Origin of the sequence: Nitrospirillum guaranorum, assembly GCF_034653275.1 — a bacterium.
Classification (GTDB): Bacteria; Pseudomonadota; Alphaproteobacteria; order Azospirillales; family Azospirillaceae; genus Nitrospirillum.
In genome coordinates this window covers 1,775,618-1,787,279 of sequence record NZ_JAYEES010000003.1, presented here as the reverse complement: position 1 = coordinate 1,787,279, position 11,662 = coordinate 1,775,618, and the positions used below count along the sequence as shown (strand labels likewise).

The window sequence follows — 11,662 nt, the reverse complement described above, 5'->3', positions numbered from 1 at the left end:
ACGCCCGTTGGTAGAAGTGCCGCCTGTTACTTCAGGCCACGGACAACCTGGATGTCCAGGTCGCGGATCTTTTTGCGCAGGGTATTGCGGTTCAGGCCCAGCATATGCGCGGCCTTGATCTGGTTGCCCCGGGTGGCGATCAGCGACAGGGACAGCAGGGGCCGTTCCACCTCGCGCAACACGCGGTCGTACAGGCCGGCGGCGGGCACGCCGTCCTTATGGGCGGCGAAATAGTCCTTCAGGTGCCGCTCCACCGCGGCTCCCAGGCCTTCGTTCTGCGGCTCCTCGGCCGGGGCGGCGGCGGGGGCGAAGTCCGCCAGCTCCTGCTCGATGACATCGATGGTGATGACTTCCTGGGTGTAGAGCGCGGCGAGACGCCGCACCATGTTCTCCAGTTCGCGAACGTTGCCGGGCCAGCGATGGCGCCGCAGGCGGTCCAGGGCGGCGTTGTCCATGCTCTTCAGCGGCAGGCCCTGCTGGTTCACCAGGCCGAAGAAATGGCGGACCAACGCCGGGATGTCCTCCGTCCGCTCGCGCAGCGGCGGCAGGCGGATAGGCACCACGTTCAGGCGATAGAACAAATCCTCGCGGAACTGGCCCTGACGGATCAGGGTGCGCAGGTCGCGGTGGGTGGCGGCGACGATGCGCACGTCGGTCTTGATGGGCGTACGTCCGCCGACCGTGGTGTACTCCCCCTCCTGCAGCACGCGCAGCAGACGGGTCTGGGCGTCCAGCGGCATGTCGCCGATCTCATCCAGGAACAGGGTGCCGCCCTGCGCCTGCTCGAACCGACCGGTGGAGCGCACGGTGGCGCCGGTGAAGGCCCCCTTCTCATGGCCGAACAGCTCGGACTCGATCAGTTCGCGGGGGATGGCGGCCATGTTGACCGCCAGAAAGGGGCCGTTGCGCCGCTTGCCGTAATCGTGCAGAGCGCGGGCCACCAGTTCCTTGCCGGTGCCCGACTCGCCGGTGATCATGACCGTCAGGTCCGTGCCCATCAGGCGGGCCAGGACGCGGTAGATCTCCTGCATGGCCGCCGACCGGCCGATGAGGGGCAGCGCCTCCTCCTCGGCTTGCGCGGCCGCGGCGCCGGCCGCCGCCGGCGGTGCCGGCTGGGGCGTGGACAGGGCGCGCTCCACCATGCCCATCAGGTCCTTCAGGTCGAAAGGCTTGGGCAGGTAGTCGAAGGCGCCGCGCTCCGCCGCCTTCACGGCGGTCAGCAGCGTGTTCTGCGCGCTCATGACGATGACGCGCAGGTCGGGACGCAGCTTCTTGATGCGCGGCAGCAGGTCCAGGCCGTTCTCGTCCGGCATCACCACGTCGGTGATGACCAGGTCTCCCTCCCCATCCTGGACCCAGCGCCACAAGGTCGCGGCATTGCCGGTGACCCGCACGTCATGGCCCAGGCGCAGCAGGGCCTGGTTCAGAACGGTACGGATGGCCCTGTCGTCGTCAGCGACAAGGATGGTGGATGGACCCATGGATTAAACGCCCCCCTCTGACGCCGTCCGCCCAGGGGCGACCGGCAGCGACACTTTGAAAATCGTGCGACGCGGCACGCTGTCGAAATCGATGACCCCGCCATGGTCGCCGATGATCTTGGCCACCAGCGCCAGGCCCAGGCCGGTCCCGTTCATCTTCGTGGTGACGAAGGGATCGAACAGGTTGGCCCTCAGGTCCTCGGGAATGCCGTCGCCGTTGTCCTGCACGCTGATCAGCAATGGCAGGTGCACCCGGCTGTCGGACCCCGGCACCGCCAGGCGCACCCCATGCTGGTAGGCGGTGGACAGGACGATTTCCCCGCCCTTTTCCGGGCAAGCCTCGGCCGCGTTCTTCACCAGGTTCAGAAAGACCTGGATCAGCTGGTCGCGGTTGCCCAGCACCGGCGGCAGCGACGGGTCGTAGCGCTCGACGAAGCGGATGGCGCGGCCGAAGCCGCTCTGCGCCACGCGGCGCACGTGCTCCAGCACGCCATGGATGTTGACCGCCGTCTTTTCCAGCGGCCGGCCGTCGGTGAAGACCTCCATGCGGTCCACAAGGGCCACGATGCGGTCGGCCTCATCGCAGATGAGGCGGGTCAGCATGCGGTCGCCCTCGGACGCGTTCTCTTCCAACAGCTGGGCCGCCCCCCGGATGCCGGACAGCGGGTTCTTCACCTCATGCGCCAGCATGGCCGCCATGGCGACGACGGACCGGGCGGCCCCCCGGTGGGTTAGCTGGTTGTCGATCTTGCGGGCGATGGACCGCTCGTGCAGCGACAACACCACCAGGTCCGGCGGATCGGACAGCGGCGCCGCCTTGGCCGTCAGGAAGTGCAGGCCGATGCGCGGCGTCTCCAGCATGATGCTGTAGTCCGACACGCTGCCGCCCGTCATCCGCGCCTGGTCGATCAGGGAATGGACGGGGCTGTCGCCCGGGATCAACGTGTCCAGCTGGCTGCCCACCAGCAGGGCGGCACTGGCGTCGAAGAATTCCTCCGCCTGCAGGTTGGCGAAATGGATGCGGCGCTGCCGGTCGATGACCAGGATGGGCTCCGGCAGGGCGGACAGGATGGCCGTGGGATCGACCATGCCGTTCGCCGGGGCAGGCAGGGCCGCCGTCCGCCCCATCAGGCCGCCACCTTCTTTTCGCCGGCGGTGTCGTCGTCCTCAACATCGCAACCGGCCTCGGCGGTCAGGCCCCGGCCGGACAGGTCGCGCCCCACGATGCCCCGGTCCAGCAGATCCTGGTACCAGCCGCGCACGAAGTCCTGCACCAGCTCCGCCTTCTCGATGGTGTTCACCTTGGCGCGGTATTCGGCGGACCCCGGCAGGCCCTTGGAATACCAGGCGATGTGCTTGCGCCCGATCTTCAGGCCGGCGTCGGTGCCGTAATGCTCCAGGATGGCGTCGTAATGCTCCAGCACCAGGTCGCGCTGTTCCACCAGCGTGGGCTCGGCCGGGGCCGCGCCGGTGCGCAGCATCTGGATGACCTGGTTGATGAACCAGGGGCGGCCATAGGTGCCGCGGCCGATCATGACGCCGTCGGCACCGCTCTCTTCCAGGCAGCGGGTGACGTCGGGGAAGTCCACGATGTCGCCGTTGGCGATGACCGGCAGCGACACGGCGTCCTTCACCTGGCGGATGAAGGCCCAGTCGGCGACGCCGTTGTACATCTGGTTGCGGGTGCGGCCGTGCACGGTGATCATGCGGATGCCGCACTCCTCCGCGATCTTGGCCAGGCGCGGCGCGTTCAGGTTCCGCTCGTCCCAGCCCTTGCGCATCTTCAGGGTCACGGGCACGGGCACGGCCTTGACCACCGCGTCCAGGATGCGGCCGGCCAGCGGTTCGTCCTTCATCAGGGCGGAACCGGCGTAGCCGTTCACCACTTTCTTCACCGGACAGCCGAAGTTGATGTCGATGATGGAGGCGCCCCGGTCCACGCACAACTTCGCCGCCTCCGCCATCACCTCGGGCTCGCAGCCCGCCAGTTGGACGGACAGCACGCCTTCCTGGGCGTTGGGGTCGATCTTCTTTTCGGACTCGCGCGTCGCGCGGATCATCGCCTGGCTGGCGATCATCTCGGAAACGACCAGGCCGGCGCCGGCGCGCTTCACCAGGCGGCGGAAGGGCGTGTCGGTCACGCCCGACATGGGCGCCAGGATCACCGGATCCTGGATGGTGACGGGACCGACCTGGATCGGCGCTAACTTACTGCCCATTTCCTAGGCGCTTTCCATGACTGCTACAAAATTAGGCGTTCAAGCTATCATGAGCCCCCGCCAAAGGGAAGCGACGCCGCCGAAGACGGCGGATGCGACTATGGTATGGCGAGGTGGCATGGCAGATCGTGGACGCCGACGAACAAACAAGCCTAGCGGCAAGGTCTTAAGGGGAGATATCTCTCATCGCGAAATGGGGATAATTGTCAGCATCCCCCACCCGCCTCCCGCATTCCTGGTGTCTTGACCAACCATGCCGTCCTGCCTTGCCCTGATCGTCGCCGCCGGCAGCGGCTCCCGCTTCGGCGGGGACATGCCCAAGCAATATCTGTCCCTGGCCGGTCGCCCCGTCCTGGCCCGCACCGTGGCCGCCTTCCAGAACCATCCGGAGGTGACGGCCGTGCGGGTGGTGATCAATCCGGCCCACCGCGACCTGTATGAGGAGGCCGTGGCCGGCCTGGACCTGCCCCCGCCCGTGGCCGGCGGCGCCGCCCGCCAAGATAGCGTGCGCAACGGGCTGGAGGCCGCGGCCGCCGATGGCGGCTACGATCTGGTGCTGATCCACGACGCCGCCCGGCCCCTGGTGGACGCCGCCAGCATCTCCGCCGTCATCAAGGCGCTGGGCGAGGTACCGGCCGCCCTGGCGGCGGCCAGCGTCAGCGACACACTGAAGCGCGCGGACCAGGACGGCGCCGTGGCCGCCACCGTGGACCGCACCGCCCTGTGGCGGGCGCTGACCCCGCAGGGCTTCCGCTTCCCCGACATCCTGAAGGCGCACCGCGACCTGGCGGGCCAGGAACTGACCGATGACGCCGCCGTGGCGGAGAAGGCCGGTTTTCCCGTGCGCCTGGTGCCCACCAACCCCGACAACCTGAAAGTGACCCATGCCGAGGACCTGGCGCGGGCGGAGAAGATCATCATGAACGACTTGGGCGACGTCCGCGTGGGCCACGGCTATGACGTGCACAAGTTCACGGAAGGCGACCACATCGTCCTTTGCGGCCTGAAGGTGCCGCACACCCACAAGCTGGAAGGCCATTCAGACGCCGACGTCGGCCTGCATGCCCTGACCGACGCCATCCTGGGCGCCATCAGCGCCGGCGACATCGGCAGCCACTTCCCGCCCACGGACGAGCGTTGGCGCGGCGCCGACAGCGGCAAGTTCCTGCAGCACGCCGCCAGCCTGGTGACGGCCAAGGGCGGCGTCATCGCCCATTGCGACATCACCGTCATCTGCGAACGGCCCAAGGTGGGCCCGCACCGTGAGGCCATGGTGGCCCGCGTCGCCGAGTTGCTGGCGATCGCGCCGGACCGCGTGTCGGTGAAGGCCACCACCACCGAGGGCCTGGGCTTCACCGGCCGGCGCGAGGGCATCGCCGCCATGGCGACCTGCACCGTGCGCCTGCCCTGGGCCCCTGCGGGAGCCTGAGGCCCATGTTCCCGGCGGAGATCACACGCGCGGCCGAACGGTTGCTTGCCGCCTGCCAAAAGGACGGGCTGTGGCTGGCCACGGCCGAATCCTGCACCGGCGGCCTGATCTCCGCCAGCCTGACGGCCATCGCCGGTTCCTCCGCCGTGGTGGACCGGGGCGTGGTCACCTACAGCAACCAGGCCAAGATCGACCTGCTGGGCGTGCCCGACGGCCTGATCGCCCTGCACGGCGCCGTCAGCCGCGAGGTGGCGCACGCCATGGCGGAGGGGCTGCTGGCCCGCTCCCGCGCCGACATCGCCCTGTCGGTCACCGGCATCGCCGGTCCCGGCGGCGGCAGTGTGGAAAAGCCGGTGGGCCTGGTCTACCTCGGCTGCGCCCGCCGCGACCGCCCCGTGGTGGTGGAACGCCATGTCTTCCCAGGCGACCGTGACGCGGTGCGCCTGGCGGCGGTGGCCCACTCCCTGGCCCTGGGCCTGGCCACCGCCGCGCAAGACGAAACGGGGGAAGGCTAACCCTTCCCCCTGGCGTCCAGCGCCAGGGGGCCGCGTTCCATCACGGCTGCTTTTCCTGCCGGACGTATCGGACTTCCAATCCCACGCCGCCAACATAGTCCTCACCCCCATATTGATGGTGGTAGTTGGTCAGCAGCACCATGAATTGGGTCTGGATGCGTTGCCCCGTGACGTCCGCGATGGCCTGGGGAAAGATGGTGACGGTAGGCCCCGTGGGCAGGTTCATCTTCTGGGCCTGCTGGCCCTGCAGAGGCCGCCCCTGCGCGGCGGCGAATGCCGTGATGGCCGCCAGGTAAGGCTTGACCGTCGGTATGCCGTTCGCGGTCATGCGGCGAACGGCGCAAGCATGATAGGGCGGCAGTTCCAAGGTGATCTTGTACAGGGCCAGGGGCGTCTTCTTGTACCAGCCAATGCCCGGATCATCTTTCAAGATGCCCTTCACCTGATCCGGCGTCATGGCGGTCAGGTCCTGTGCCCCGGCCTTGACCGCCTCATCATCCGGAAAGCGCTTCAGGCAGAAATCCTCGAAGACCTCGGCCAGTTCCGTCGCGGCGGCGACATCCTCGGATGATGGCCCCTCAGGCGATGGACCGGGAAATTGAGCAGGGGGCGGCTGCGGCGTCGCCTCCTGCGCCGCCGCCACATTGGTCAGAACCCCCACGATCATCACCGCCCCGGCGACCGCTTCCCGTACCCGCTTCAACGCATCCCCCTCTTGCCGAGGCCATCCCCCAACGGATGGCCGAAGGAATTGAGCCCATATGGGTTGCGTCCGTGCAATCACTCTCCAGCCCTGACGCTCAACCGCGCCCCAACCACCAGTCCAACGCGCCCTCGACCACCTGCGGCGGCATGGCGTGCCCGCCATCGAACACCCGCAGTTCCACCCGGAAGCCGCGCCGTGTGAACGCCGGCGCGGTGGTGCGCGTCGTCTCATCCAAGGGCAAAACGCGGTCGGCCCTGCCGTGGCTGATGAACACCCGGATCTGGCCGCCGCCGGGCATCGCCCCTTGGGTATGCAGCGGCGCGACGCGCCCCGGGGAAAAGGCGATCAGCGTGGTAAACAGGTCCCGGTTTTCCGGTCCCAGCGACAGGGCGTAGGTCGCCCCATCGGAAAATCCCGCCAGCGCCACCTGGGCCGGGTCCACCGCGTAGCGGGCGAAGACCAGGGCCAGGAAGGCGTCGATGCGCGCCGGATCGGTGCCATAGCGCGGTCCCCAGCGCTCGTCCGCCTCGTGCTTGCGCGCGGCCAGCATGTCCCAGGTGTAATCCCCGGAGTCGGGGGCGGCGATGATGACGCCGCGCGCTTCCGCCACCGGCGCCAGCCTCGCCACCATGTCGGCGCCACGCTGACTGGCGCCATGCAGCATCACCAGCAGCGGCAGAGGCTGTCCCGGCCGGTAGGTCTTGGGGATGAGGACGATCCCGTCGCCCAGGCGCGTGGGGCCAACCGGCTCCTCCGTCACCGGGGGCGGAACCTGCGGCCGGGCCCTCAGGTGAACCAGGTCATCCGCCCACACCGGTACCGTCGTGAGGACCAGCAGACAGGCAAACACAGCCATGATGGGCCCGCGCATCCAATCCCCCCGCCCCGCCATCCCCGACAAGTCAGCTTCGGATGCGGATCGGACCGCGTCAACGGCAGGCGCCGGGACTCTCCGCCGCAGGGGAGAAAGTGGTACCGGCACCCTGCCTTGGTTGCATCGCGGGGAGACTGGGGCTTAGTCTGGCGCGCGGTTCATGCCTCTTGGAGCTTTCCCCATGTCCCTGCGTTCCCTCGGCCTGGCCTTGGCTCTCGCCGCCGCGCCGCTGTCGCTGTCCCTGCCCCACGCCGCCCATGCCGCCGCCCTGCAGGTCAAGACCCAGGCGCCGGGCTATTACCGCCTGATGCTGGGCGATTTCGAGATCACGGCGCTGAACGACACGGTGGCCACGCTGCCGCTCGACACCCTGATGACCAACACGACGCCGGAAAAGGTGCGGACGGCGCTGGCGCGCAACCATCAACCCAGCCCGACACCGGTTTCGGTCAACGCCTTCCTGATCAACACGGGGGCACAGTTGGTCCTGGTCGACAGCGGCGCCAACGGCCTGCTGGGTCCCCAGGCCCCCAGCCATCTGCTGGGAAACCTGAAGGCCGCCGGCTACACGCCGGACCAGGTGGACGCGGTGCTGATCACCCACATGCACGGCGACCATATCGGCGGCCTGATGACCGATGGCCGGATAACCTTCCCCAACGCCACCGTCTATGTCGATGCGGCGGAGAAGGGCCATTGGCTGAATCCCGAGGCCGAGGCCAAGACGCCGGCCGACAAGCGGGGCGGCTTCACCACCGCGCATAAGATGCTGGACGCCTATGCCGCCGCCGGCAAGCTGAAGACCTTCGATGGCGTGACCTCCCTGTTCCCCGGCATCACCGCCATCCCCGCCCACGGCCATACCCCCGGCCACACCGTCTACGCCGCCGAGAGCAAGGGGCAGAAGATCCTGTTCTGGGGCGACTTGATGCATGTGGCGGCGGTGCAGTTCGACACCCCGGCCACCACCGTCCAGTTCGACAGCGACAGCCCCAGCGCGTACAAGGAACGGGCCAGGATTTTCGCCGAGGCCGCCAAGGACGGCTATTGGGTGGCCGCCGCCCATATCTCCTTCCCCGGCATCGGCCACATCCGGCCCAAGGACGCCACCGACGGCAAGGCCGATCCCAAGAGCTACGTCTGGGAACCGGCGCAGTTCAGCCTGGGGGAATGAGGCCATGACGCGCACCGGGATCGCCGCCACCCTCGCCCTGATAGTGGCCTCGGGAACCGCTTGGGCGGATGATCAGGCCAACACGGCGAAATTGTTCGCCGATCCCGGCGTGCGGCAGATGACCCTGGCCACGGCCCAGCAATCGGCCGTGGTCATGAACGAGCCCTGCCCCGGCGCCCAGGCCACGGTGTCGACCGACGTGGCGGTGTTCCAGCCCCTGGTGTTCGATGCCGCCGGCCAGTTGCAGACCGGCATCTGGCGCCAACAGGTGACGCTCGCCGGTTGCGGCGCCACCCGCACCTTGAACGTCATCGGCTGGAAACAGGCGGGCCAGGCCATCGGCATGGGCGCCCTGCTGCCTGGCGGCACGCACACCGACGTGCTGCTGCAGCGCGATGCCATCCAGCAGGTGGATCAGTTGGTCAAGATCACCCCCGGCGCCACCGAGGACGGCTGCGCCCGCGAATACGTGGCCGACACCCGCTTCGTGGACCGCGAGGTTCCCCCCACCCCTGGCCCCACCCCGGGCGGCAAGTCGCCACCCTGGCGCGAGGTGTGGACCCTGCGCACCTGCACCAAGCAGATCGAGGTGCCCATCCGCTTCATCCCCGATGCCACCGGCACCACCATCACCGCCGGCCCGCAAAAGGCGGTCGTCGTGACGACGCTGGCGAAGTAGACGCCCCGGTTCAGGCTTATTCCACCGTCACCAGATGGGTGCCGTCGGCCCGACCCTCGATCCGGATGTCCCGATCCAGGAAACGGCGGATGATGGCGGCACCCGTCAGGGTGTGCCGCGTCGGCCGCACCGTGGTGAAGCGGCCGCCGCCGGCCAGCGCCAGGGGCAGCAGCAACTGGTCGGCCAAGTAGGGCCCGGCGAAAGCGCCGGAGGCGATGTAGCCCGCCAGGCGGTTGGCCGTCTGCCGGCCGATATCCTCGGCCCGCAGGCCGATGCGCCCCACGGCGCTGACCACCTCCGTCACCTGATCGAAACTGGCCGACAGCATCAGGATGTTGCCGGGTCCCCGTCCCTCAGTCACTTCCTCCACGCCCCAAGCATCTTCCGGCCAATCCAGCACCTGGCGGGCGGCGGCGACCTCGCGTTCCGCGATGTTGGCCGGCAGGTTGGACAGCAGCGCTTGGCCACGGACACCACGCAAGGCGCCACGCTCCATGAACTCCTGGGGCCGCAAGGGGGCCGGGGTCACCGACACCTCCACACGGCCGCCGCCCACCGGGTAGAATCCCGGGCGCACCAGGGTGGCGGTCACCGCCGGGCCCATGCGGGACACCAGCGGCAGAAAGGTCTGCGCCGTGAAATCGAAGGGCGGCGCGGCATGGGCGTGCGTCCCGCCTTCCAACACCAGGCGTGACGGGCCGTCCGCCAGCAACAGGGGCGGCAGCAGGGCCTGGAGCACCAGCCCCGTGCTGCCGGCCGTGCCGACGGCAACGGTATAGTCGCCGGCCCGCACGCGGCCCGGTGTGAACACCAAGCTGCTCGCCCCGATGGCGGCTCCATCGGCGGTGGCGCCGCCGATGGCGCAGGCCGCCTCAACCGCCGTCAGATGCTGACGCATCAGGCCGGGCTTGTCGCGGTTGGCGCGGATGTTGTCGATACGGAAGGACTGGCCCGTCACCAGCGACAGGGAGAGCGCGGTGCGCAGCACCTGTCCCCCGCCCTCGCCTTCCGATCCATCAATGATGATCACTGTATCCCCCCGTCCTGACGCGTGAAGGGTCCTACCCCTTCACACACAGGACCTGCTTCCCCGTGTGTGAAGGCGTTAGCCTTTCACGCACAGGACCTGTTTCAACGTATGCACGATTTCCACCAGGTCGGCCTGCGCCGCCATGACGGCCTCTATGGGTTTATAGGCGGCCGGCGTCTCATCGATGACGTCGGCATCCTTGCGGCATTCCACCCCGTCGGTGGCATGGGCATGGTCCTCTAGCGTGAAGCGCCGCTTGGCCTCATGCCGGGACATCAGGCGCCCGGCCCCGTGGGAGCAGCTGTTGAACGCCTCCGCGTTCCCCTTCCCCCGCACGATGAAGGACTTGGCCCCCATCGATCCCGGGATGATGCCCATCACGCCCTCCGCCGCGTTCACCGCCCCCTTGCGGGTGACCAGGACGTTGTTGCGGTCGAAATGGCGTTCCCGCTGGACGTAGTTATGGTGGCAGTTGATGGCCTCCATGGCCGCGTCGAACGGCTTGGTGATGACGGTCCGCATCGCCGCGATGACGTTGGTCATCATCATGCGGCGGTTCAGCGCGGCGAAATCCTGGGCCCAGCCCACCGCCTCGACATAGTCGTTGAAGTGGTCGGTGCCCTCGGGGAAGTAGGCCAAATCCTCATCCGGCAGGTTGATGAACCAGCGGCGCATGTCCTTCTTCGCCAACTCGATGAAGAAGGTGCCGATGGCGTTGCCGATCCCGCGCGACCCGGAATGCAGCATCACCCATACCTGGCCACCCTCATCCAGGCACAGCTCGATGAAGTGGTTGCCGGTGCCCAACGTCCCCAGGTGCGCCAGCGTGTTGGCGCCGGCCAGCTTGGGGTACTTCGCGGTGATGAGGGCAAAGCGCTCCGCCAACGTCGCCCAGGCAGCGACGATGTCGGCCGGCGGATCGCCCCAGGACCCGCTGTCACGGCGGCCCCGTCCCACGTCCCGGCCATGGGGCACCGCGCGCTCGATAGCGGTGCGCAGCCCCGCCAAATTGTCCGGCAGGTCGGCAGCCGCCAACGAGGTGCGGGCCGCCATCATGCCACAGCCGATGTCCACCCCCACCGCCGCCGGGATGACGGCGCCCAGCGTAGGGATGACGGAGCCGACGGTGGCGCCGATGCCGACATGGACGTCGGGCATGGCAGCCACATGCTTGAACACGAAGGGCAGGCGTGCCACCCGCGCCAGCTGGGCGCGGGCCTGGTCGTCCACGGCGACCCCCTTGGTCCACATCTTGATGGGCACGGCGCCGTCGGCCACCGTCACCTCGAAGCCATGTTCACTCATGGTCATTTCCTTTTTGTCCTTTCATAGATTTAGCAGCTTGGGCGGGTGGCGACGAGGGAATGCGGGAAACAGCCACGTGCTCTACCAACTGAGCTACAAGCAACGGACGCTTGGCCGGGCTCGAACCGGCGGCCCCATGATCCTGTAGTTCCCCGCGGCATTCGCCAGGGGCCGCCACAAGCTTTGACTTCAAAAAACGGCGACGAGAGGTGTGGGAAACAGGGGCTGCATGCTCTCGCTGCTGAGCTAC

Annotated in this window: 11 protein-coding genes; 4 read left to right on the top strand and 7 right to left on the bottom strand. The window is 68.3% G+C overall.

Translation table 11 applies throughout. The features are described from left to right. Positions 1 to 26 precede the first annotated feature (26 nt). From ntrC to dusB, 3 genes are read right to left on the bottom strand one after another with little or no spacing between them, the layout of a single operon-like run. Positions 27 to 1,481 (bottom strand): nitrogen regulation protein NR(I), encoded by a 1,455-nt coding sequence (gene ntrC / locus UAJ10_RS17155; protein WP_322916431.1) that lies wholly within the window; start codon positions 1,479 to 1,481, stop codon positions 27 to 29. A gap of 3 nt (positions 1,482 to 1,484) precedes the next feature. Continuing rightward, positions 1,485 to 2,609 carry a two-component system sensor histidine kinase NtrB gene (locus tag UAJ10_RS17150; RefSeq protein ID WP_322916430.1) on the bottom strand — a complete coding sequence of 375 codons (1,125 nt, stop codon included), beginning with the start codon at positions 2,607 to 2,609 and terminating at the stop codon, positions 1,485 to 1,487. After that, a complete protein-coding gene (dusB, locus tag UAJ10_RS17145; protein ID WP_322916429.1) occupies positions 2,609 to 3,700 on the bottom strand; it encodes a tRNA dihydrouridine synthase DusB in 1,092 nt (363 codons plus the stop codon). Before dusB ends, UAJ10_RS17150 begins: the two co-directional genes overlap by 1 nt. Before the next feature lie 253 nt (positions 3,701 to 3,953). On the opposite strand from dusB, the gene UAJ10_RS17140 reads away from it, so the two are divergent. Together UAJ10_RS17140 and UAJ10_RS17135 are read left to right on the top strand one after the other, a co-directional pair. After that, positions 3,954 to 5,129, top strand: coding sequence for a bifunctional 2-C-methyl-D-erythritol 4-phosphate cytidylyltransferase/2-C-methyl-D-erythritol 2,4-cyclodiphosphate synthase (locus UAJ10_RS17140; protein WP_322916428.1), 1,176 nt, complete (start codon positions 3,954 to 3,956; stop codon positions 5,127 to 5,129). 5 nt (positions 5,130 to 5,134) lie between these two features. Beyond that, positions 5,135 to 5,644, top strand: a complete 510-nt coding sequence (locus UAJ10_RS17135) for a CinA family protein (RefSeq protein ID WP_322916427.1) — start codon at positions 5,135 to 5,137, stop codon at positions 5,642 to 5,644. A gap of 40 nt (positions 5,645 to 5,684) precedes the next feature. Here the strand turns inward: UAJ10_RS17135 and UAJ10_RS17130 are convergent, their stop codons facing one another. Beyond that, complete coding sequence (locus UAJ10_RS17130) at positions 5,685 to 6,347, bottom strand: NMCC_0638 family (lipo)protein (RefSeq protein ID WP_322916426.1); 663 nt, start codon at positions 6,345 to 6,347, stop codon at positions 5,685 to 5,687. 97 nt (positions 6,348 to 6,444) lie between these two features. Beyond that, positions 6,445 to 7,206 (bottom strand): alpha/beta hydrolase, encoded by a 762-nt coding sequence (locus tag UAJ10_RS17125; RefSeq protein ID WP_322916425.1) that lies wholly within the window; start codon positions 7,204 to 7,206, stop codon positions 6,445 to 6,447. Between the two features lie 199 nt (positions 7,207 to 7,405). Between UAJ10_RS17125 and UAJ10_RS17120 the strand changes: the two genes are divergently transcribed. Both UAJ10_RS17120 and UAJ10_RS17115 read left to right on the top strand, forming a co-directional pair. Further along, the gene (locus UAJ10_RS17120; protein ID WP_322916424.1) at positions 7,406 to 8,398 is read left to right on the top strand and encodes an MBL fold metallo-hydrolase; all 993 of its coding nucleotides are present in this window, start codon (positions 7,406 to 7,408) and stop codon (positions 8,396 to 8,398) included. Positions 8,399 to 8,402: 4 nt separating this feature from the next. Next, on the top strand, positions 8,403 to 9,077 hold the full coding sequence (locus UAJ10_RS17115) for a hypothetical protein (protein ID WP_322916423.1): 675 nt from the start codon (positions 8,403 to 8,405) through the stop codon (positions 9,075 to 9,077). Positions 9,078 to 9,093: 16 nt separating this feature from the next. Here UAJ10_RS17115 and rtcA read toward each other — a convergent pair whose 3' ends face one another. Both rtcA and UAJ10_RS17105 read right to left on the bottom strand, forming a co-directional pair. After that, positions 9,094 to 10,107 (bottom strand): RNA 3'-terminal phosphate cyclase, encoded by a 1,014-nt coding sequence (gene rtcA / locus UAJ10_RS17110; RefSeq protein ID WP_322916421.1) that lies wholly within the window; start codon positions 10,105 to 10,107, stop codon positions 9,094 to 9,096. 75 nt (positions 10,108 to 10,182) lie between these two features. Continuing rightward, positions 10,183 to 11,412 (bottom strand): RtcB family protein, encoded by a 1,230-nt coding sequence (locus tag UAJ10_RS17105; protein ID WP_322916420.1) that lies wholly within the window; start codon positions 11,410 to 11,412, stop codon positions 10,183 to 10,185. Positions 11,413 to 11,662: the final 250 nt, after the last annotated feature.

Coding starts and splice junctions, on each gene's coding strand:
- UAJ10_RS17135 (WP_322916427.1), top strand. CDS start 5,135: ATGTTCCCGGCGGAGATCACACGCGCGGCCGAACGGTTGCTTGCCGCC.
- UAJ10_RS17120 (WP_322916424.1), top strand. CDS start 7,406: ATGTCCCTGCGTTCCCTCGGCCTGGCCTTGGCTCTCGCCGCCGCGCCG.
- UAJ10_RS17140 (WP_322916428.1), top strand. CDS start 3,954: ATGCCGTCCTGCCTTGCCCTGATCGTCGCCGCCGGCAGCGGCTCCCGC.
- ntrC (WP_322916431.1), bottom strand. CDS start 1,481: ATGGGTCCATCCACCATCCTTGTCGCTGACGACGACAGGGCCATCCGT.
- dusB (WP_322916429.1), bottom strand. CDS start 3,700: ATGGGCAGTAAGTTAGCGCCGATCCAGGTCGGTCCCGTCACCATCCAG.
- UAJ10_RS17125 (WP_322916425.1), bottom strand. CDS start 7,206: ATGGCTGTGTTTGCCTGTCTGCTGGTCCTCACGACGGTACCGGTGTGG.
- UAJ10_RS17105 (WP_322916420.1), bottom strand. CDS start 11,412: ATGAGTGAACATGGCTTCGAGGTGACGGTGGCCGACGGCGCCGTGCCC.
- UAJ10_RS17115 (WP_322916423.1), top strand. CDS start 8,403: ATGACGCGCACCGGGATCGCCGCCACCCTCGCCCTGATAGTGGCCTCG.
- UAJ10_RS17150 (WP_322916430.1), bottom strand. CDS start 2,609: ATGGGGCGGACGGCGGCCCTGCCTGCCCCGGCGAACGGCATGGTCGAT.